The sequence below is a fragment of the Streptomyces eurocidicus genome, assembly GCF_002891295.1.
In the GTDB taxonomy this organism is placed as follows: domain Bacteria; phylum Actinomycetota; class Actinomycetes; order Streptomycetales; family Streptomycetaceae; genus Streptomyces; species Streptomyces eurocidicus.
The window spans coordinates 371484-391324 of the sequence record NZ_LGUI01000003.1 but is presented as its reverse complement, the minus strand read 5'-3'; the positions used below and the strand labels follow the sequence as shown (position 1 = coordinate 391324).

The 19841-nt window shown below is 72.2% G+C and carries 16 protein-coding genes; 8 read left to right on the top strand and 8 right to left on the bottom strand.

The window, feature by feature from the left end; translation table 11 throughout:
* Nucleotides 1-164 precede the first annotated feature (164 nt).
* The 3 genes from nth to AF335_RS11545 all read left to right on the top strand — a co-directional run bounded on the left by nth (nt 165) and on the right by AF335_RS11545 (nt 3203).
* Complete coding sequence (nth, locus tag AF335_RS11555) at nt 165-1124, top strand: endonuclease III (RefSeq protein WP_376697830.1); 960 nt, start codon at nt 165-167, stop codon at nt 1122-1124.
* A gap of 113 nt (nt 1125-1237) precedes the next feature.
* Nucleotides 1238-1921, top strand: a complete 684-nt coding sequence (locus AF335_RS11550; RefSeq protein ID WP_102918246.1) for an NUDIX hydrolase — start codon at nt 1238-1240, stop codon at nt 1919-1921.
* A gap of 82 nt (nt 1922-2003) precedes the next feature.
* Nucleotides 2004-3203, top strand: a complete 1200-nt coding sequence (locus tag AF335_RS11545) for a MarP family serine protease (RefSeq protein ID WP_102918736.1) — start codon at nt 2004-2006, stop codon at nt 3201-3203.
* A gap of 90 nt (nt 3204-3293) precedes the next feature.
* On the opposite strand, the gene AF335_RS11540 is transcribed toward AF335_RS11545, so the two are convergent.
* The 6 genes from AF335_RS11540 to AF335_RS11515 all read right to left on the bottom strand — a co-directional run bounded on the left by AF335_RS11540 (nt 3294) and on the right by AF335_RS11515 (nt 11501).
* Nucleotides 3294-3503, bottom strand: a complete 210-nt coding sequence (locus tag AF335_RS11540; protein WP_102918245.1) for a hypothetical protein — start codon at nt 3501-3503, stop codon at nt 3294-3296.
* Between the two features lie 128 nt (nt 3504-3631).
* The gene (locus AF335_RS11535; RefSeq protein WP_221505452.1) at nt 3632-4690 is read right to left on the bottom strand and encodes an alpha/beta fold hydrolase; all 1059 of its coding nucleotides are present in this window, start codon (nt 4688-4690) and stop codon (nt 3632-3634) included.
* Nucleotides 4687-5190 carry a phage holin family protein gene (locus AF335_RS11530; RefSeq protein WP_376697829.1) on the bottom strand — a complete coding sequence of 168 codons (504 nt, stop codon included), beginning with the start codon at nt 5188-5190 and terminating at the stop codon, nt 4687-4689. The genes AF335_RS11535 and AF335_RS11530 overlap by 4 nt, the downstream gene beginning before the upstream one ends.
* A gap of 67 nt (nt 5191-5257) precedes the next feature.
* Nucleotides 5258-6655 (bottom strand): Na+/H+ antiporter NhaA, encoded by a 1398-nt coding sequence (nhaA, locus tag AF335_RS11525; RefSeq protein ID WP_102918244.1) that lies wholly within the window; start codon nt 6653-6655, stop codon nt 5258-5260.
* Between the two features lie 203 nt (nt 6656-6858).
* Nucleotides 6859-8826, bottom strand: a complete 1968-nt coding sequence (gene acs, locus AF335_RS11520; protein WP_102918243.1) for an acetate--CoA ligase — start codon at nt 8824-8826, stop codon at nt 6859-6861.
* A 365-nt stretch (nt 8827-9191) separates the two neighbouring features.
* Complete coding sequence (locus AF335_RS11515) at nt 9192-11501, bottom strand: SulP family inorganic anion transporter (RefSeq protein ID WP_102918242.1); 2310 nt, start codon at nt 11499-11501, stop codon at nt 9192-9194.
* 289 nt (nt 11502-11790) lie between these two features.
* Here AF335_RS11515 and AF335_RS11510 point away from each other — a divergent pair, with 289 nt between their 5' ends.
* On the top strand, nt 11791-13029 hold the full coding sequence (locus AF335_RS11510; protein WP_228773267.1) for a polysaccharide deacetylase family protein: 1239 nt from the start codon (nt 11791-11793) through the stop codon (nt 13027-13029).
* Here the strand turns inward: AF335_RS11510 and AF335_RS11505 are convergent.
* Entirely contained in the window at nt 13010-14002 is a 993-nt protein-coding gene (locus AF335_RS11505; protein WP_102918241.1) for an ATP-binding protein, read from the bottom strand. The two genes, AF335_RS11510 and AF335_RS11505, sit on opposite strands and share 20 nt — an antisense overlap.
* Nucleotides 14003-14102: 100 nt before the next feature.
* Between AF335_RS11505 and AF335_RS11500 the strand changes: the two genes are divergently transcribed.
* Nucleotides 14103-14924: a Fic family protein gene (locus tag AF335_RS11500; protein WP_102918240.1), complete on the top strand. Its 822-nt coding sequence runs from the start codon at nt 14103-14105 to the stop codon at nt 14922-14924.
* A 392-nt stretch (nt 14925-15316) separates the two neighbouring features.
* Here AF335_RS11500 and AF335_RS11495 read toward each other — a convergent pair whose 3' ends face one another.
* Nucleotides 15317-16162 carry an HAD family hydrolase gene (locus tag AF335_RS11495; RefSeq protein ID WP_102918239.1) on the bottom strand — a complete coding sequence of 282 codons (846 nt, stop codon included), beginning with the start codon at nt 16160-16162 and terminating at the stop codon, nt 15317-15319.
* A gap of 463 nt (nt 16163-16625) precedes the next feature.
* On the opposite strand from AF335_RS11495, the gene ssd reads away from it, so the two are divergent.
* Genes ssd through AF335_RS11480 form a run of 3 tightly spaced genes read left to right on the top strand, consistent with a single transcriptional unit; the run spans nt 16626 to nt 19785 of the window.
* Nucleotides 16626-17750, top strand: a complete 1125-nt coding sequence (gene ssd, locus AF335_RS11490; RefSeq protein WP_102918238.1) for a septum site-determining protein Ssd — start codon at nt 16626-16628, stop codon at nt 17748-17750.
* Nucleotides 17747-18904, top strand: coding sequence for a TadA family conjugal transfer-associated ATPase (locus AF335_RS11485; protein ID WP_102918237.1), 1158 nt, complete (start codon nt 17747-17749; stop codon nt 18902-18904). The genes ssd and AF335_RS11485 overlap by 4 nt, the downstream gene beginning before the upstream one ends.
* Complete coding sequence (locus tag AF335_RS11480; protein ID WP_376697828.1) at nt 18901-19785, top strand: type II secretion system F family protein; 885 nt, start codon at nt 18901-18903, stop codon at nt 19783-19785. Before AF335_RS11485 ends, AF335_RS11480 begins: the two co-directional genes overlap by 4 nt.
* The last annotated feature ends 56 nt before the right edge of the window (nt 19786-19841 follow it).

Sequence of the window (19841 nt, the reverse complement as noted above, 5' to 3'; positions counted from 1 at the left end):
CTGGCCGGGTGTCCAATACGCCGGTGAGAGCACAGGGCAAGGGGGCCGGAAGGGTGACCCGGCCGCAGGATTCCGCTGTGGGCGAACGCGTGCCCGCAAAAAAGACGAAAGCCGCGAGCAAGCCCAAAATGCCGAAGGCGCAGACGGCCGAACGGGGAGCTGGAATGATTTCTTCCGATTCTTCCTCCGCCTCTCCTTCCGCTTCGTCGCCCGCTTTGTCCTCCGGGAAACCCGCCGCATCCGGGAAGGCCGCCGCCAAGCGCGCCACCAAGGCTCCTGTCACCAAAGCCGTCTCCAAGACCACCGTCAAAGCCGGTGCCAAGGCTGGTGCGAAGGCCGGTGCCAAAGCCGGTGCCGGACCCGAGTCGCGGACCGCGCTCGTCCGCCGCGCCCGCCGGATCAACCGCGAGCTCGCCGACGTCTATCCGTACGCCCACCCCGAGCTCGACTTCGAGAACTCCTTCGAGCTCCTGGTCGCCACGGTCCTCTCCGCCCAGACCACCGACCTCCGGGTCAACCAGACCACCCCCGCCCTCTTCGCCGCCTACCCGACGCCCGAGGACATGGCCGCGGCCGACCCCGAGGCGCTGGAGGCCCTGATCCGGCCGACGGGCTTCTTCCGGGCCAAGGCCAAGTCCCTCATAGGGCTCTCCACCGCCCTGCGCGACCGCTTCGACGGCGAGGTGCCGGGCCGCCTGGAGGACCTGGTGTCGCTGCCCGGCGTCGGCCGCAAGACCGCCAACGTCGTGCTGGGCAACGCCTTCGGAGTCCCCGGGATCACCGTGGACACCCACTTCGGGCGGCTCGTCCGGCGCTGGAAGTGGACCGACGAGACGGACCCGGAGAAGGTCGAGGCCGTCGTCTGCGACCTCTTCCCGAAGAGCGAGTGGACGATGCTCTCGCACCGCGTCGTCTTCCATGGCAGGCGCATCTGCCACTCCCGCAAGCCCGCCTGCGGCGCCTGCCCCATCGCTCCGCTCTGCCCGTCCTACGGGGAGGGCGAGACCGACCCGGACAAGGCCCAAAAGCTCCTGAAGTACGAGAAGGGCGGTCTGCCGGGCCAGCGGCTCAAGCCCCCGCCGGACTACCCGGGCCTGCCGGCCGCCCCCCTGGGAGCCGCATGACCACCCGATGACGTGCCGGAGGGGCCGAGCGCGTCCGGCCCCTCCGGGGGCCTGCCGCGTCCCGCTCCGAAGAGCGCCCGCCCAGTGACCGCACCACAGCCGAGGGGACACGTATGACGAGCACGTACGGCCAGCGGGCCACCATCACCACCGAGGGGCTGCCCGAGTGGCTGGAGCCCGTGGCGCGCGCCTCGGAGACGATCGAGCCCCACCAGCTCAGTCGCTTCCTGCCGCCGGACAAGGGCGGCCGGCAGTCGGCCGTCCTCATCCTCTTCGGCGACGGCCCCAAGGGCCCCGAGCTGCTCCTCATGGAGCGCTCCGGCACCCTGCGCTCGCACGCGGGCCAGCCGTCCTTCCCCGGCGGCGCCCTCGACCCCGAGGACGGCGACCCGGCCGGCGGCGGGCTGCTGCGGGCCGCGCTGCGCGAGGCCGAGGAGGAGACCGGCCTCGACCCGTCCGGGGTGCAGATCTTCGGGGTGCTCCCGCAGCTCTACATCCCGGTGAGCGGCTTCGTCGTGACCCCGGTCCTCGGCTGGTGGCGCGAGCCCAGCCCGGTCGCCCCCGTCGACCAGGCCGAGACCGCCCGGGTCTTCACCGTGCCCGTGGCCGAGCTGACCGACCCGGAGAACCGGGCGACGGCCAGGCACCCCAGCGGTCACACCGGCCCGGCCTTCCAGGTCGGCGGCGCGCTCGTATGGGGGTTCACCGCAGGCGTGATCGACCGGATCCTGCACTACGCGGGCTGGGAGCGGCCCTGGGACCGGGCCCGGCAGGTCCCGCTGGACTGGCGAGCCTGAAGGGCATGAGACGGTGATCCAGGCCCCACCGCACGCGGGGGCCGACGCCACCGCCGACAACATCATTGCGAGGCATCTCCCGGTGAACGTGCTGGACATCGTGCTGCTGGTCGCCGCCGTGTGGTTCGCCGTCGTCGGCTACCGCCAGGGCTTCGTCGTCGGGGTGCTGTCCGTGATCGGTTTCGTCGGCGGCGGACTGGTCGCCGTCTATCTGCTGCCCCTGATCTGGGACAGCGCCACCGACGAGGCCACCCCGGGCATGTGGGCCGCCGTCGCGGCCGTTGTGATCATCATCGTCTGCGCCTCCATCGGCCAGGCCGCGACCACGCACCTGGGCAACAAGCTCCGCCGCCACATCACCTGGTCGCCCGCCCGCGCGCTCGACGCCACCGGCGGCGCGCTCGTCAACGTCCTGGCGATGCTGCTGGTCGCCTGGCTCATCGGCTCCGCGCTCGCGGGCACCTCCCTGCCGACCCTCGGTAAGGAGGTCCGCAACTCCAAGGTGCTGCTCGGCGTCGCGCGGGTCGTCCCGGCACAGGCCAACACCTGGTTCGCCGACTTCAGCACCGCGCTCGCGCAGAACGGCTTCCCGCAGGTCTTCGCGCCCTTCTCCACCGAGCCCATCACCTCCGTGCCGGCGCCCGACCCGAAGCTCGCCTCCAGTCCCGTCGCCAGGGACGCCCAGCGCAGCATCGTCAAGGTCGTCGGCACCGCGCCCAGCTGCGGCAAGGTCCTCGAAGGCACCGGCTTCGTCTTCGCCCCGCACCGGGTGATGACCAACGCCCATGTCGTCGGTGGGGTCGACGAGCCGACCATCCAGGTCGGCGGCCAGGGCAGGCACTACGACGCCACGGTCGTCCTCTACGACTGGAAGCGCGACATCGCCGTCCTCGACGTGCCGCAGCTCCGGGCGCCGGTCCTCGACTTCGCCGGGTCCGGCGCCGAGACGGGCAGGAGCGCCATCGTCGCGGGCTTCCCCGAGAACGGCTCCTACGACGTCCGCGCCGCGCGCATCCGCAGCCGCGTCCAGGCCAACGGCCCGGACATCTACCACCGGGGCAACGTCCGCCGCGACGTCTACTCCCTCTACACCACCGTGCGCCAGGGCAACTCCGGCGGTCCGCTGCTCACCCCGGACGGCAAGGTCTACGGCGTGGTCTTCGCGAAGTCCCTCGACGACGCCGACACCGGCTACGCCCTTACGGCCGACGAGGTGCGGCAGGACGCCCTCAGCGGCCGTACGGCCACCGGGAGGGTCAACACCCAGGGCTGCGCCCTCTGAGCCGCCAGGGCCCCGTGAGGTCCCCAGTGGCGGGCGGGAGCGGGCGCCTCGCGGGCGCCCGTCCGGCCCGTGGAAGGCGCCCCGGAGCCGTCAGCGGCCGCGCGGATGGTGGCGCAGCCGCGCCGACACCCAGCGGGCCCGCCGGCGGATGATCCGCGGGATGCCGATGAGCGGGTCGGGCCCGGCCATCGGCCCGTGCTCACCCCGCGCCCTCTCGGCCACCTCGCTCACAGCCACTGCGGCGTCGCCCTCGGCGCCCCGCTCCTGCGTCACGTCTCGGTAGTCGTGCGTCCAGCCCATACAGAGCTCTGTGCCCGTGCCCAAAGGTCGGTAATCGCCCCGGGGTCCACCGATTGGCCTATGCGCCGGGCAATTGGCCGTTCGGAGAACGGACGTTCCGTCGCGCTCGGCGGTGCGCCGACCGGGTCTCAGCGGTCGGGTTCCGGGTCCTTGAGCCAGCTGACCAGCTCCGTCGAGAACGCCACGGGATCCTCCTCATGGGGGAAGTGCCCGAGCCCGTCGAACAGCCGCCAGCGGTACGGCGCCTCCACGTACTCCCCGGACCCCGCCGCGCTGCGCGTACGCATCACCGGATCGAGGGAACCGTGCAGATGCAGCGTCGGCACCCGCACCGGGCGCTTCATCCGGCGGTTGAACTGCAGACCGTCCGGCCGGGCCATCGACCGCACCATCCAGCGGTACGGCTCGATCGAACAGTGGGCGGTGGAGGGGATCGACATGGCGTGGCGGTACGTGTCGACCGCCTCGTCGTCCGGCAGCCGGGGGCCGGACCACTCCCGTACCAGCCGCCCCACCAGTGCCGCGTCATCCGCGATCAGCCGGCGCTCCGGCAGCCAGGGGCGCTGGAAGCCCCAGATATAGGAGCCGGCCGCGCTCTGCTTGACGTCGGCCAGCATCGACGAACGCCAGCGGCGCGGGTGCGGCATCGAGGAGACCGCGAGTCTGCGCACCAGCTTCGGGCGCATCACCGCCGCCGTCCACGCCAGATATCCGCCCAGGTCATGGCCGACCAGCGCGGCGTCCGGCTCCCCGAGGGAGCGGATCACTCCGGTGATGTCGAGGGCGAGGTTGGCCGGGTCGTAGCCGCGCGGCGTACGGTCGCTGCCGCCCACCCCGCGCAGATCCATCGCCACCGCCCGGAAGCCCGCGTCCGCGAGCGCCGGAAGCTGGTGCCGCCACGTCCACCAGAACTGCGGGAAGCCGTGCAGCAGCAGCACCAGCGGCCCCTCGCCCATCTCGGCGATGTGGAACCGCGCGCCGTTCGCCGCGACGTCCCGGTGGGTCCACGGCCCCTCGGCCCGTACGACCGAGGCGGGCGAGGGCGTCGGCCTCGGGAGGGGCGCCGCGGCACCCCGCGGCCCGGCGGTCACGGCCGGGCCTTCGGGGCTCTGCGTGCCGCCCGGCACGGCCGACTCGCCGGGGTCGGGGTCGGATGCGGGCGCTGCGGGGGTATCGGGCACCGTCATACGGTCGAGCGTGTCACAGATGCGTCCGCCGGGCCCGTACCCGTGAGCGGCCGCGGGTGCGGCTTGACCGTACCCAGCACGGCGGCGGTCTGCTTCGCCGACGCGATGCTCTTCTCGGGCTTGCTGACCTTCTTGAACCGGCCCACCGCGAGCAGCCCCAGCAGCGCCGCGATCAGCAGGAACGCACCGCCGACGATCAGGAACGACCAGGCCAGGCCGAGACCGAGGTTATGGATCCCGTACGCGGCCGCGAAGCTCAGCACCGGCAGCGAGAACAGCGCCAGCGTGCCGGCCGCGGCGATCGCGCCACCGCCGATGCCGACCCGCTTCGCGTCCTGCCGCAGCTCGGCCTTGGCCAGCGCGATCTCGTCGTGCACCAGCGCGGACAGCTCGGTGGTGGCCGTCGCCACCAGCTGGCCGAGGCTCCGGTCCGTGCCCATCGCGCCGGCTGCCGCGCCGGCCTCCGTGCCGGTCGCCGCACCGTCGTCGGCTGCGCTCATCGGCTGCTCCCTCATCGTCATCGGCTTCGTCGTCCGCGGTCTTTCAGCGGATCTAAAGACTCTCAGATCATGCCGGACCGGCGTCGCCGGTGGTGCGCCCGGCGGCGACTTCCGCCAGCCTCCGGTGCTCGGCGGCCTTCGCCTCCAGGATCGCGGCCATCCGAAGGTGGTATTCCGGATTGTCCTGTTCATAGACGTCGGGGATGCCGTCCTGGTCCTCGTCGCGGTCCTCGTCCGCGCAGAGCTTCCGGTACTTGTTGTCGCGCAGCTTCAGCAGGACGCTCGCGAGCACCGCGGCTATCAGCGAGCCGATGAGCACGGCGGCCTTGATCTCGTCGGTCATCAGCTGGTCGCCGTCGAAGGCGAGCTCGCCGATCAGCAGGGACACGGTGAAGCCGATGCCGGCGAGGGAGGCGACGGCCAGCACGTCCGGCCACTTGAGGTCGGGGTTGAGGGTCGCCCTGGTGAACCGCGCCGCCAGCCACGTCCCGCCGAAGACGCCGATCGCCTTGCCCACCACCAGACCGAGTACGACACCCAGCGTCTCGGGCTTACTGAAGACGTCCGACAGCGCGCCACCGGAGATGGCGACGCCGGCCGAGAAAAGGGCGAACAGCGGTACGGCCAGTCCGGCGGAGAGCGGGCGCACGAGGTGCTCGATGTGCTCACCGGGGGAGTGCGCCTCGCCCTCGTGGCGGTGGCAGCGCAGCATGAGACCCATCGCCACACCGGCGATCGTCGCGTGGACGCCGCTGTTGTACATCAGCGCCCAGTTGACGAGGCCCAGCGGCACATAGACGTACCAGCCCCGGACGCCCTTGCGGAGCAGCAGCCAGAAGACCGCCAGACCCACCGCGGCCAGGGCGAGGGCGGTGAAGTTCAGCGAGGAGGTGAAGAAGACCGCGATGATCAGGATGGCGAAGAGGTCGTCGACGACGGCCAGCGTCAGCAGGAACGCCCGCAGGGCCGACGGCAGCGAAGTGCCGATCACGGCCAGGACGGCGAGCGCGAAGGCGATGTCGGTGGCGGTGGGCACGGCCCAGCCGGCCGTGGAGCCGCTACCCGTGGAGACGACCGCGAAGTAGACCAGCGCGGGTACGGCCATGCCGCACACCGCGGCGACCACCGGGAGCACGGCCGCCTTGGGGTCGCGCAGCTCGCCCGCGACCAGCTCGCGCTTGAGCTCGATGCCCGCGACGAAGAAGAAGACGGCGAGCAGGCCGTCGGCCGCCCAGTGCTGGAGCGAGAGGTGCAGGCCCAGGGAGCCGGGGCCGAAGTGGAACGCGCGCACCGACTCATAGCTGTCGCGGATCGGGGTGTTCGCCCAGATCAGCGCGGCGATGGCGGCCACCAGCAGCAGCACACCGCCCACGGTCTCGGTACGCAGGGCGTCGGCGAGGTAATTCCGCTCGGGCAGCGGCAACCGGCCGAGGAAGACGGAGCGGCGGTTCTTGGGCGCGGCCACGGCGGTGGACCTCCTGGGGGTCGACTGGATACACGTGTGCTGTGTGCCGACCAGACTTCCCGGCGCGCCCTTGATTCTTGTCGCGATCTTTACGCGATCAGTACTTACCTTAGCCCGAAAGAGTGAGGGGCACCCGGCCGGTTGCCGGATGCCCCTCACTTGTATGCGCTTTGGTACCCGCTCTGAGCAGACGTTTTCCCGGGTCAGTCCTCGCTGGAGGCGGTCGGGAGCTGGGACTGGATGAGGGTCATGACCGAGGAGTCGGTCAGGGTGGTCACATCCCCGAGGGTGCGGTTCTCGGCCACGTCGCGCAGCAGGCGGCGCATGATCTTTCCGGAGCGGGTCTTGGGCAGCTCGGCCACCGGCAGGATCCGCTTGGGCTTGGCGATCGGCCCGAGCTGCTTGCCGACGTGCGCGCGCAGCTCCTCGACCAGGCCCTCCTCATGGGCGTCGGCGTCGCCGCGGAGGATGACGAAGGCGCAGATCGCCTGGGTGGTCTGCGGGTCGGTCGCGCCGACCACCGCCGCCTCGGCGACCTTCGGGTGCGAGACGAGGGCGGACTCCACCTCGGTGGTGGAGATGTTGTGGCCGGAGACCAGCATCACGTCGTCCACCCGGCCGAGCAGCCAGATGTCGCCGTCGTCGTCCTTCTTGGCGCCGTCGCCCGCGAAGTACTTGTGCTCGAAGCGGGACCAGTAGGTGTCGAGGTAGCGCTGGTCGTCGCCCCAGATCGTGCGGAGCATCGACGGCCACGGCTCGGTCAGGACGAGGTAGCCGCCGGAGCCGTTCGCCACCTCGCGGGCGTCGTCGTCCACGACCGTCGCGGCGATGCCCGGGAGGGGGACCTGCGCCGAGCCCGGCTTGGTCTCGGTGACCCCGGGCAGCGGGCTGATCATGATGCCGCCGGTCTCGGTCTGCCACCAGGTGTCGACGACCGGGGTACGGTCCGCGCCGATGTGCTTGCGGTACCAGACCCATGCCTCGGGGTTGATGGGCTCGCCCACCGAGCCCAGGATCCGCAGGCTGCTCAGGTCGAACTTGGCGGGGATGTCGTCGCCCCACTTCATCGCGGCCCGGATCGCGGTCGGCGCGGTGTAGAGGATCGTGACGCCGTACTTCTGGACGATCTCCCACCAGCGGCCCTGGTGGGGGCTGTCGGGGGTGCCCTCGTAGAGCACCTCGGTCGCGCCGTTGCTCAGCGGGCCGTAGACGATGTAGGAGTGGCCGGTCACCCAGCCGACGTCGGCCGTGCACCAGAAGACGTCCGTCTCCGGCTTGAGGTCGAAGACGGCGTGGTGGGTGTACGAGATCTGGGTGAGGTAGCCGCCGGTGGTGTGGAGGATGCCCTTCGGCTTCCCCGTGGTGCCCGAGGTGTAGAGGATGAACAGCGGGTGCTCGGCGTCGAACGCCTGCGGCGTGTGCTGGTCGGACTGGGCCTCGACCAGGTCGTGCCACCACACGTCGCGGCCCTCGGACCAGGCGATGTCCTCCTGGCCGGTGCGGCGGACGACGAGGACGCTGCGGACGTTCTCGGTGCCGGGGCGGGTCAGCGCCTCGTCGACGGCGGGCTTGAGCGCGGAGGGCTTGCCGCGCCGGTAACCACCGTCGGCGGTGATCACGACGCGGGCGTCGGCGTCCTTGATCCGGGTCGCGAGGGCGTCCGCCGAGAAGCCGCCGAAGACCAGCGAGTGCGGGGCGCCGATCCGGGCGCAGGCCAGCATCGAGACAACGGCCTCGGGGATCATCGGGAGATAGATCGCCACCCGGTCGCCCGCCTGGACGCCCAGCTCGATCAGGGCGTTCGCGGCCTTGGAGACCTCGCGCTGGAGCTCGGCGTAGGTGATCGAGCGGGTGTCGCCCGGCTCGCCCTCGAAGTGGATGGCCACCCGGTCGCCCAGGCCGTTCTCCACATGGCGGTCGACGCAGTTGTACGCCACGTTGAGCCGGCCGTCGGCGAACCACTTGGCGAACGGCGGGTTCGACCAGTCGAGGGTCTCGGTCGGCTCGGTCTCCCAGCTCAGGCGGCGGGCCTGTTCGGCCCAGAAGCCCAGCCGGTCGGCCTTCGCCCGCTCGTACGCCTCCGCGGTGACGTTGGCCTCCGCGGCCAGGCCCGCAGGCGGTGCGAAGCGGCGCTCCTCCTTCAAGAGGTTGGCCAGGCTTTCGTTGCTCACGACATCTCCCTTTCCCAGGGTGCCCGTTGTGTCCCGGGCCATAGCTCATCAGCCCGGGGCGCACCCTGACAAGGGTTGTTGTCAAAAATTGGTTTAGACCTGTATATGGGGGTGTTGTGCGAGGTCGGAGGCGTGCGGGGGGACACACCGGACACGTCGGCTGCCGGCCGGGACCCGGGCGGGGCCGGATGGCGCGCGAGGCCGCGGGGCCGTACGGGCAGGTCGGTCCGTACGCGCGGGCCGGTCCGTAGGCGTGGGTCGGTCCGTACGCGTGGGACCGGCGCCCGTACGACACCGGCGCCCGTACGACACCGGCGTCCGTACGACACCGGTCCGGGCGCGCGCGGGCCCCCGGACCTCATGGATCAGACCGTGTCGAGGACTTCGGGCCGTACGGCCTGGAACGTCCCTGAGCGGCTGTCGAGCACATACGCCTGGGCCTCGGCCACATGGAAGTACATGCCCTGGAGCTGGAGCGACCCTTCCGCGACCCTACGGGCCACGCATGTGTGCGCCATCAGGTGGTCGAGCTGCTGCATCACATTGACGAGCGCGAGCCGCTCGACGTCGTCCGCCACCGGCCGGCCGGCCAGCGCGACCTCGCCACGGCCCAGCCTGCCGATCCGCCCCATCCGGGCCAGGCTCGGCCGCCCGTGCCGCAGCCAGCGGGTGAGCGGGGTCTGCAGCGCACCGGTCTCCTGGCCGGCCGACCCCAGCAGCGCCTGCATCGCCCCGCAGCCAGAGTGCCCGCACACGGTGATGCTGCCGACCCGCAGGACTTCCACCGCGTACTCCACGGCCGCGCCGACCGAGTCGCAGGTGCCGTCGGAGCCCGGGGGCGGCATCAGATTGCCGACATTGCGCACCGTGAACAGATCACCCGGCCCGCTGGAGGTGATCATGCTGGTGACCAGGCGGGAGTCCGCGCAGGTGAGGAACAGCTGGGTCGGGCGCTGGCCCTCGCGGGCGAGCCTCGCCAGCTCCTCCCGGACCAGCGGGGCGGTGTTGCGCTGGAAGGCGCTGACGCCGCCCAGCAACTGCCGCCCGCCCGCGGCCCCCTCGGCCGACGCCGGGCGGGTGCAGTGGTGGTTGCGCCAAGGGGTCCAGGGCCGGCACGCGTGGGCGCTCGCGGGCTCGGCGATCGGCTGCCCGCCGCGCCCCCGGAGCGTCACCCAACCGCCATGGGCCCGCTGGGCGTTCGTCCAGGACTGGAGGGCGTCGTACGCCGCGTGGTCCATGAAGGAGCCGCCCAGCTCCACCACGGCGCTCGCCCCCTCGGGCACCTGCGCGAGCGCCCTGCTCAGCCGGGGCACCGCCAGGAACGTCAACTGCCCGCTGACGCGGACGACGTGGAGCTCCTCCTCCTCGGCGACGGTGATGCGCGTGTGGGTGAGGCGGCGCAGGGAGAGGAACGCGGTGACCACGATGCCGACCGCGAGGCCCTGGAGCACTCCGAACAGCACCACGGCACCGAGCGTCGCCGCGTACATGGGGAACTCGCGGTGGCGCTGCACGTGCTTGATGTGGGCGAAGCTCACCATCTTCACCCCGGCCGCCATGACCAGCGCGGCCAGCGCGGCCAGTGGGATCAGCTCCAGCATTCCGGCGAGCAGACCTGCGCAGACGAGCATCCACACGCCGTGCAGCACGGTGGACTTCCGGGTGGCGGCCCCGGCCTCGACGTTCGCCGCGCCGCGGATCGCGCCACCGGCGATCGGCAGCCCTCCGAGCAGCCCGGAGACCACGTTCGCCGCGCCCTGCCCGGCCAGTTCGCGATCGAGGTCGGCGGGGCCGCCGCGCGGATCCGGCCGCTCGGCGCGCAGCCGGTCCACCGCCACCGCGGACAGCAGCGACTCCATGCTCGCCACCAGCGTGACCGTCAGGACCGCGGCGAACACCCCGAGCGCCGGCCCGTCCGGCAGGGCCGGCAGCGCCTGGAGCTCCCAGCGGGGCAGGGAGACCCGGGGCACGTCCATGCCGACGCTCGCCGCTGTCGCCGTGACGACGGCCGCCAGCGGCGCCGGGGCCCTGCGGATCCACCGGCCCGCGCGTCCGGGCAGCCGGGGCCAGGCCGTCAGCACGGCCAATGTGATCGCGCCGACCAGCAGGGCCTGCGGGTGGAGATCGGCCAGCTGGGCGGGCAGCGCCGCGAGGTTCTCCAGCGCGGAGCTGTTCGGGCTGTCGCCCAGGACGACGTGCAGCTGCCCCAGCGCGATCGTGACGCCGATGCCGGCGAGCATGCCATGGACGATGGCCGGGCTGACGGCGAGCGCGGCGCGGGCCACCCTGGCGGCCCCGAGCGCGAGTTGGACCAGACCGGCGAGGGCGGTGATCGCGCAGGTCGCCCGCCAGCCATAGCGCTGGACCAGCTCCGCGGTCACCACGACCAATCCGGTGGCGGCCCCGCTGACCTGGAGCGGCGCTCCGCCGAGCAGCCCCGAGACGATGCCGCCCACGGCCGCCGCGATCAACCCCGCCTGGAGCGGTGCGCCGGTCGCCAGCGCGATGCCCAGGGAGAGGGGCACGGCGATCAGGAAGATGACCACAGAGGCGGAGAGATCCTGCCGCCAGGTGGGGCGGCCCTGCGGATGCCGTGGGCCCTCCTGGCCTTCGGGGCGTCGCCGTGAGGGGGGCGGCTGTGCGGAGTCATGCGTCTGCGACGGCTGAGGGTGCATGGTCGTTCCCGTCTTCGTCGGGGCGGCGCGGCCGCAGGGGACGCGGCCGTGGTCACGGCGTGCAGCGGCGGGAGCGCTGCGATGGCGGGGCCTACTTCAACTCTCGGTAAATGAATCGTAATGGAGAGTAAAGATCGCGGGAAGGGCGAGCGGTCGAATAAAGGCGCGGTTCCTTCTATCGAGTGAATATGTATTTTTATCCGCTCGTCATTCCTTTGGTTCTGTTTTTGCGTGCGACGGTGAGCCTGCCGGTCGGGCCGGTCCGACGAACCGAAGGCTGAGGTGGCAGATGGCCGCTGCATGGCGAATGGCGCTGGGCGGTCTCGCGGCGCTGGCCCTGGCGACGGGGGCCGCGGGCTGCTCCGACGGCGAGGGGCGGAAGGGTGCGGGCGCCCCGGCGCGGGGCGCCGCCGACGCGGCCCGGCGCCCGGTCCGTCCGATCGGGGACGGCTCGATGGCGGAGACCGGCCCCCAGCCCCAGCAGCCCAGGCCGGAGCGGCTCGAACCCGGCCGCACGCCACCGCAGTTCGTGGTCTTCTCCTGGGACGGTGCCGGTGAGGACGACCAGAAGCTCTTCTCCCACTTCCGCCGCGTGGGCAGGAGGCACCACGCCGCCATGACCTACTTCCTCAGCGGCGTGTACATGCTGCCCACCGACCGCAGAGGGCTGTACGACCCGCCCCGGCACCGGCGGGGCGCCTCCGACATCGGCTTCAACAGCATCAAGGGTGTGCGGGCCACCGCCGCCCAGCTCGGCGGTGCCTGGCTCGACGGCAACGAGATCGGCACCCACTTCAACGGCCACTTCTGCGGGCCCCGCGACGGCGTGGGTACCTGGTCGGTGAACGAGTGGAAGAGCGAGATCCGGCAGGCGAAGTCCTTCGTGGGGCACTGGAAGACCAATGCCCGCCTCGCCCACGAGCCGCCCCTGCCCTTCGACTACGGCAAGGAACTCGTGGGCGGCCGCGCCCCCTGTCTGGAGGGCCAGCGCAGACTCGTCCCCGCCGCCAAGGCCATGGGCTTCCGCTACGACGCCAGCTCGATCGGCGGCCGGCAGGTGTGGCCCCGCAGGCTCGGCGGGCTGTGGGACTTCCCGCTGCAGGACATCCCGGTGCCCGGCCGGGGCTTCGAGACGCTGGCCATGGACTACAACTTCCTCGCCAACCAGTCCGGCGGCCGCACCCGGGGCGACCCGTCCCGGCACGAGGCATGGGGTGAGCAGATGCGCGAGGGACTCCTCGCGGGATTCGACCGCGCGTACTACGGCAACCGCGCCCCGTTGCTCATCGGGGACCACTTCGAGTCCTGGAACGGTGGCACTTATATGCGCGCCGTCGAGAGCACCATCGAGACGGTCTGCGGGAAGGAGGGCGTGCGCTGCGTGTCCTTCAAGCAGCTCGCCGACTGGCTGGACGCGCAGGACCCGAAGCTGCTCGGGGAACTGCGCGCCCTGGACGTCGGGGAGAAGCCCAAGGGCGGCTGGGGCCGGTTCCCCGCCGCCCAGCGGGTCAAGCGGGCTGCGGGGTAGAGGCCCAGCGCTCGTCCAGTACGAAGGAGGGGTCGACCTGGGCCGCGAGGTCCGCGCCCGTCCGGGCGTTCCCCCAGCTCTCCGCGTTCTTCAGGTGGAAGTGCACCATCTGACGGGTGTAACGCTGCCAGTCCCGGTGCTCGTACGCGCCGTCCGCCGTCTCCCGGAGAGTGCGCAGTGCCGCGCGGTTGGACTCCTCCAGCAGGCCGAAGCGGGGCGGCCGGCCCTTCTCCATCGCGCGCACCCAGTCGGAGTGGCCGACCGTCACCAGCAGGTCGTCGCCGACCTCGTCGCGGAGGAAGTCCAGGTCGTCGGGGCCTTGCACCTTGTTCCCCACGACCTTCAGGCAGATGCCGAAGTCCCGCGCGTACTCCTTGTACTGGCGGTAGACGGACACTCCCTTGCGGGTGGGCTCCGCGACCAGGAACGTCATGTCGAAACGGGTGAACATCCCGGACGCGAAGGAGTCGCTGCCCGCCGTCATGTCGACCACGACGTACTCGCCCGGCCCGTCGACCAGATGGTTGAGGCACAGCTCCACGGCGCCGACCTTGGAGTGGTAGCAGGCCACCCCGAGGTCCGACTCGGTGAAGGGGCCGGTCGCCATCAGCCGGACCGCGTCGCCGTCGTCGAGCGGAATGGTCCGGGCGCACGCCGCGTAGACAGGGTTCTCCTCGTCGACCCTCAGCAGCCGGGAGCCCTCGCCCGGCGGTGTCGTCTTGATCATCGTCTCCGGGGAGGCGATCCGGGGGTTGGTGCCGCGCAGATATTCCTTGATCAAGGGGAGCTGGGCGCCCATCGCGGGCAGGGCGGCGGCCGCCTCGTCGTCCAGCCCGAGCGCCGCCCCGAGGTGCTGATTGATGTCGGCGTCAACGGCGACGACGGGGACGCGGTCCGCGGCGAGATGGCGGATGAACAGGGAGGACAGCGTGGTCTTGCCGCTGCCGCCCTTGCCTACGAAAGCGATCTTCATGTTCACCAAGCGTAGGGTGGCGGTCGCGAAAAGTGAGAGCTGTGAGTGAAGAAGACCACTCCTTCGAGGGGTGTGAACCCGAAGTGCGTAGGGTCTACCCATGAGTACGACAGCCGATCCGCTCGCCGCCCTGGGCTCGCTCCCGGGCGTGGCCGACTCCGTGGACTCCGTGCGCAAGGCCGTGGACCGCGTCTACGGCCATCGGGTGATGCGCCGCCGCAGCAATGAGATCGCCTCCGAGGCCGCGTTGCGTGGGGCGCGCGGCTCGGCGGCGCTGTCCGGTGCCGACTGGGAGCTCGAAGAAGTGCGCCGGCGCTCCGACTTCAGTGTCGAGGGTGAGCCTCGGACGGTGGGTGCGGCCCTTCGGCTGACCGCGGAGGCGGGCCAGCTGCTGAGCGTGTGGCGGCAGTCGCCGCTGCGTGTCCTGGCCAGGCTGCACCTGGTGGCCGCGAGCGGGGCCCGGGCCGACGAGTCGGTGGGCCGGCCCCGGCTGGCGGGTGAGCCGGTCGACGAGCCGCTGATCGAGCTGCCGCTGCCGAGCGCGGGCGAGGTGGCGGGGCGGCTGGAGGGGCTGGCCGGACTGCTCCTCGCGGGCAGTGAGGCACCGGCGCTGGTGACGGCGGCCGTGGTGCACGGAGAACTTCTCGCCCTGCGCCCGTTCGGGTCGTGCAACGGGCTGGTCGCGCGGGCCGCCGAGCGGATCGTGCTCGTCGGCAGCGGGCTCGACCCCAAGTCGATCTGCCCGGCCGAGGTGGGCCACGCGGAGTTGGGCCGAACGGCCTACGCGGAGGCGCTCGAAGGGTATGTGTCGGGGACGCCGGAGGGCGTCGCGGCCTGGATCGCGCACTGCGGCCGCGCCGTCGAGCTGGGGGTCCGGGAGAGCGTCGCCGTGTGCGAGGCGCTTCAGCGGGGCGCCGCCTGACCCGACTTCGCCGCCGGGTCCCGCAGCAGGCCCGAAGCGGTGCGGCGACCGCCCCGTGAGGGGTGTCGACCGCTTCCGTGAGGGGCGTGGAGTCCGGACAGGGTTGCGGCGGTACCGGTCAAGTCTGGTACCGCCGCTGGCATGTTCGCCGGGTTACCAGTGCGTGCACGATGTTTGCCCATCAGGCTGGAGACTTCGCCCATGCCTGGTGCGGCTGGCCCGTAATCGACGGGTCGGCGTCGCGTGGGTGCCCGACGTTCATGCGCGGTCCGTGGGCCGTGGTGCGTGAAGGGCTTCCTCTCGGATGTCCCTGGTCTCGCGGGCCGTTGATTCCTTTCTACTCCTGTAGCCGCCGAAGCGGAAGGCCAGACCGCATATATTTGCTTTTAGCCTCAAAATCGGGCAATGCGGATGGATGGCTCACGCCGCCTGCTGGCGAGCCAGACCAGGCCCGCCGTGGCCGCCGCGGCGCCGACCGCCGCGGCCGCGACAAGGGCCGGCCGTGAGGGCATGGACAGGGCCGGCACTCGCTGCTTCAGCCGTACCGGGTGGTCGAAGGAGAGGATCGGCCAGTCCCGGGCGACGGCCTCGCGGCGCAGGGCGCGGTCGGGGTTGACCGCGTGTGGATGCCCCACCGTCTCCAGCATGGGCACGTCCGTCGCCGAATCGCTGTAGGCGTAGCACCGTGCCAGGTCGTACCCCTCGGACTCGGCGAGGGCGCGGATCGCCTCCGCCTTGGTGGGGCCGTAGGCGTAGTACTCGATCTCGCCGGTGAAGGCGCCGTCCTCGATGACCATGCGGGTGGCGACCACGCGATCGGCGCCGAGGAGTTCGCCGATGGGCTCGACGACCTCGGCGCCGGAGGTGCTCACAATCACCACATCGCGGCCGGCGGTGTGATGTGCTTCGATGAGGGAGGCGGCTTCGTCGTAAATGATCGGGTCGATGAGTTCGTGCAGGGTCTCCGCCACGATCTCGCGGACCTGCTGGACATTCCATCCTCGGCAGAGCGCGGAGAGATACTCGCGCATCCGCTCCATCTGGTCATGATCGGCGCCGCCCGCCAGGAACACGAACTGCGCGTATGCGGTGCGCAGGACGGCGCGTCGGTTGATCAAGCCGCCTTGGTAGAAGGACTTGCTGAAGGTGAGCGTGCTCGACTTCGCAATGACCGTCTTGTCCAGATCAAAGAACGCGGCTGTCCGGGACAACGAGTGGTTTTCCACGCGCCCGAGCATAGGCGCCCTCCATTCGGCGTAAGCTGAGGCGTGTGGGTTTGCCTGAGAAGGCTCTCGGGTACACCATGGAAGTCACGGATCGTTCGCGACCGTGTCTAACCCGGCCCGACTCCTCCCCCCCCGAGTCGGCCGTGGGGACGACCCCCGCTCTCCCCCCCGGCGGGGGTCGTCGCATGTCCGGATACTTTTCCGGCCCCGGCATCCGATCTCCCTTCCGTCCGTGCGCCTCGGCGCGGCCCGAAGTGCGGCCCTCTCCCCTCCTTCATACACGTCACGCTACGTAATCGGGGTGCCGCTCTGCGGAAGTCACCGGTATAGGTGACCGGGATATTCACAACCCTGGGGTTGTCCCCAGTTTTCCACCAAGATCCACATGATTTTCCAGTTCGTTGCACGGTGATTCCCCGCGCTGTTCCGCGATGTCCGCGGAAGCGAGAGCGCGCAGAGGGACGGGGAGGACACCGTGGCCGGATCCAGCAGTTCCGAATGGCCGTCGGCGGCCGGGGTCGGAAGCGGCGGACCGCTGATCGTCACCGAGGACGAAGGGCTGCTCGACGACCTGCTCAGACTGTGCGCGGCGGCGGGGGCCCTGCCCGAAGTGGCCCATGGCACGCTCCCGCGCCCGGTGGCGGGCACGGGGGATGCCGCGCCGCTGGCCCTGATCGGGGACGACTGCGCCCACCGGTTCACGGCCTCCGGCCTCGGAGTCCTGGGGGAGCACGCGGTGCTCGTGGGCAACGACCCGGACGACGCCGGCATCTGGCGCCGGGCCGTGGAGATCGGCGCCCGAGGCGTCGCGGTGCTGCCCGGGGACGAGGGCCCGCTGGTCGACCGCATCGCCGACGCCGTGGAAGGAGCCGGCAGCCCCGCCCGCACCATCGGTGTGATCGGCGGCCGGGGCGGAGCAGGGGCGAGCACGCTCGCCTGCGCCCTGGCCCTGGCGGCCGCCCGCGCGGGGCGGCGCACCATGCTCGTCGACGCGGACCCCCTCGGCGGCGGCCTCGACGTCCTGCTGGGCGGTGAGCGCGTGGACGGGCTGCGCTGGCCCGCCTTCGCCGACTCGCGCGGCCGGGTGGCGGGGCAGGCGCTCGAGGAGTCCCTGCCCGAACTTCACGCGCTGCGGCTGCTCAGCTGGGATCGCGGCGACTGCGCGAGCGTGCCGCCCGACGCGATGCGCGCCGTGCTCGCCGCAGCGCGCAGACGTGGCGGCGTGGTCGTCGTCGACCTGCCGCGCCGGCTCGATCCGGCGGCGCTCGAAGCCCTCGGCCAGCTGGACCTCGGCCTGTTGGTGGTCCCCGCCGAACTCCGGGCTGTGGCGGCCGCCCACCGCGTCGTCGCGACGGTGGGTCAGGCGCTCGGCGACCTCCGGGCCGTGGTGCTCGGGCCCTGCGCCGCCGGGCTCGACGGCGCGGAGATCGCCCGGCTGCTCAAGCTCCCCCTGGCCGGTGAGCTCGCTCCCGAGGCGGGCCTGCCGGCGGCGCTCGCGGCGGGGCGCCCGCCGGGCGCGGACGACCGGGGGCCGCTCGCCCGGTTCTGCGCCGAATTCTGGGACCGGATGTCCGGCCGGGGCGAGCAGGCGCCCGTATGAGCACCGAACTGCTGGAGACCGTGCGCCTGCGGCTCGCCGAGAGCGGCGCGGAACCGACGCCCGCCCGGGTCGCGGAGGCCCTGCGGAGGGAGGGGCGGCTGCTCGGCGACGCGGAGGTCCTCGGCGTGGTGGCCCGGCTGCGGTCCGAGCTCGTCGGAACCGGCCCCCTGGAACGGCTGCTGGTGTCCCCCGACGTCACCGATGTGCTCGTCACCGCACCCGACCAGGTCTGGGTGGACCGCGGAGCCGGTCTGGAGCGCACCGAGGTGACCTTCCCCGACGCGACGGCCGTGCGCAGACTCGCCCAGCGGCTCGCCGCCATCGCCGGCCGCCGCCTGGACGACGCCCGCCCCTGGGTGGACGCACGGCTGCCCGACGGGACGCGGCTGCACGCCGTCCTGCCTCCGGTGGCCGTCGGCTCGACCTGTCTCTCGCTGCGAGTGGTGCGGCCCCGCGCCTTCACCCTGGAGGACCTCGTCGACGCGGGCACGGTGCCACCGGGCGGCCAGCTGCTGCTGCGGGCCGTCCTGGACGCCCGGCTGTCCTTCGTCATCAGCGGCGGCACGGGCTCCGGCAAGACCACGCTGCTGACCTGCCTGCTGGGCCTGGTCGCGCCGGACGAGCGGATCGTCCTGGCCGAGGACTCCGCCGAGCTGCGCCCCGACCACCCGCATGTGGTGAGGCTGGAGACGCGGCCCGCGAACCAGGAGGGCATGGGGCTGGTCACGCTGCGGGACCTGGTGCGCCAGGCACTGCGGATGAGGCCCGACCGCCTGGTCGTCGGCGAGGTGCGCGGCCCCGAGGTCACCGACCTGCTGAGCGCCCTGAACACCGGTCATGAAGGCGGCTGCGGAACCGTCCACGCCAATGCCGCGACGGATGTCCCGGCCCGGCTCGAGGCGCTGGGGTCGACGGCCGGGCTGGACCGCGCGGCGCTGCACAGCCAATTGGCGGCCGGGCTGTCGGTGGTCATCCACCTGGTGCGTGAGCGGGGCGGCAGACGGCGGGTCGCCGAGATCCATGTGCTCGACCGGGGCGAGACCGGCTTCGTCTCGACCGTTCCCGCGGCCATGTGGGGGCCGCGGGGCTTCGAGCGGGCGCGTGGTTGGGCGCGGCTGGCGGAATTGTGCGAGCGCGGCGGAGGGGCGCCGTGACGGGGGCCGGGGCGGTGCCGCAGACCGCGCTGGTGTGTGCGGTGGCGCTGGGGGCCGTGGCCTGGTCGCTGTCCCGTCCGGGCCAGGAGGTGCGGCGGGCCCGGCTGCTCTTCGCGGGCGGCGGGGACGTCGGCCCGCCGGGGCTCCGGGTGCCGCCGTGGGTCGGTGGGTGGGGTGCCCGCCTGCGGCGTTCGGCGCGCGAGCGACGGGAGCTGGCGTGCCTTCCGGTCGGCTGTGCTCTGGCGCTGTGGGGTGAGTCGGTCCTGCCGTTGCTCTTCGCGGCCGTGGCCGTGCCGCTCGTACGCCGTCGGCTCGCCGCGCGGGCCGCGGGGCGGGAGCGCGAGCGCCGGGAGACGGCGGTGATCGAGCTGTGCGGGGAGGTCGCGGGTGAGCTCAGGGCGGGGCGGCAGCCGCATGAGGCGCTGGCCGGGGCGTCGGCCGGAACGCTGGGAGGGGGATGGGCCGCGGTCCCGGCGGCCGCGCGGTTCGGCGGGGACGTTCCCGCGGCCCTGCGCTCGGTCGGTCGACGCCCTGGGGCCGAAGGGCTCAACGGCGTGGCCGCCTGCTGGCAGGTCGCGGTCGACGGCGGTGCGGGCCTGGCGGCCGGTCTCGACAAGGTCGCGGGGGCGCTGAGCGCCGAGCGTGACCAACGGGAGGAGCTCCGCGCCCAGTTGGCGGGCACGCGATCGACCGCGGCGATGCTGGCGGTGCTTCCCGTGCTCGCGCTCCTGATGGGTGGCGCGCTGGGTGCCGAGCCGCTGCGGGTGCTGCTGCACACGGTTCCCGGCCTGGCCTGTCTGGCGCTCGGAGGGCTTCTGGAATGGGCCGGGCTGATGTGGACGAAGCGGATCGTACGAACGGCCGGAGGGGGAGAGGCGTGAGCATCGGGAGTGGTGCGAGCGAAAAGGTTATCCACAGCCTGTGGATAGGGTTTCCG

What these genes read in the sequence shown, in the direction of transcription:
- AF335_RS11485 (WP_102918237.1), top strand. Translation starts at nt 17,747, where the DNA reads ATGAGCACCGAACTGCTGGAGACCGTGCGCCTGCGGCTCGCCGAGAGC.
- nth (WP_376697830.1), top strand. Translation starts at nt 165, where the DNA reads ATGATTTCTTCCGATTCTTCCTCCGCCTCTCCTTCCGCTTCGTCGCCC.
- AF335_RS11510 (WP_228773267.1), top strand. Translation starts at nt 11,791, where the DNA reads ATGGCCGCTGCATGGCGAATGGCGCTGGGCGGTCTCGCGGCGCTGGCC.
- AF335_RS11515 (WP_102918242.1), bottom strand. Translation starts at nt 11,501, where the DNA reads ATGCACCCTCAGCCGTCGCAGACGCATGACTCCGCACAGCCGCCCCCC.
- AF335_RS11535 (WP_221505452.1), bottom strand. Translation starts at nt 4,690, where the DNA reads ATGACGGTGCCCGATACCCCCGCAGCGCCCGCATCCGACCCCGACCCC.
- AF335_RS11550 (WP_102918246.1), top strand. Translation starts at nt 1,238, where the DNA reads ATGACGAGCACGTACGGCCAGCGGGCCACCATCACCACCGAGGGGCTG.
- AF335_RS11540 (WP_102918245.1), bottom strand. Translation starts at nt 3,503, where the DNA reads ATGGGCTGGACGCACGACTACCGAGACGTGACGCAGGAGCGGGGCGCC.
- AF335_RS11500 (WP_102918240.1), top strand. Translation starts at nt 14,103, where the DNA reads ATGAGTACGACAGCCGATCCGCTCGCCGCCCTGGGCTCGCTCCCGGGC.
- AF335_RS11495 (WP_102918239.1), bottom strand. Translation starts at nt 16,162, where the DNA reads ATGCTCGGGCGCGTGGAAAACCACTCGTTGTCCCGGACAGCCGCGTTC.
- AF335_RS11530 (WP_376697829.1), bottom strand. Translation starts at nt 5,190, where the DNA reads ATGAGCGCAGCCGACGACGGTGCGGCGACCGGCACGGAGGCCGGCGCG.
- AF335_RS11505 (WP_102918241.1), bottom strand. Translation starts at nt 14,002, where the DNA reads ATGAAGATCGCTTTCGTAGGCAAGGGCGGCAGCGGCAAGACCACGCTG.